The organism is Pseudomonas sp. HY13-MNA-CIBAN-0226, from assembly GCF_040310305.1.
GTDB lineage: Bacteria > Pseudomonadota > Gammaproteobacteria > Pseudomonadales > Pseudomonadaceae > Aquipseudomonas > Aquipseudomonas gregormendelii.
Genome location: NZ_JBEOPS010000549.1, coordinates 1 through 242 on the forward strand (window position 1 = coordinate 1; position 242 = coordinate 242).

The window sequence follows — 242 nt, forward strand, 5'->3', positions numbered from 1 at the left end:
GATTTTGGCTTTATTCAAAAAGGTGATGTCATCCCATTCTTGAATGTCTTCAGCCAAACGTTTGTTTTTATCAGCAAAGACTTGTCTGGCAATAGCAAGGGCTTTAGGGTCAAGGTCTTCAAGCGTTGCATCGTGACAAATCTCAGCACTCCAGTCATCCGCTCGGTTTTGCCACAGCTTACGGCTTTGATCTGGGTATTGCTTAAGCAGTTTTGTGAAGCTACCAATACGAATATAAGGCT

General features: G+C 43.0%; 1 protein-coding gene. It reads right to left on the reverse strand.

Annotated features, from left to right (window positions below; all coding sequences use genetic code 11):
* On the reverse strand, window positions 1-242 hold a 242-nt coding region (locus AAEZ05_RS29855), incomplete at both ends, for a DUF8451 domain-containing protein (protein WP_502947819.1).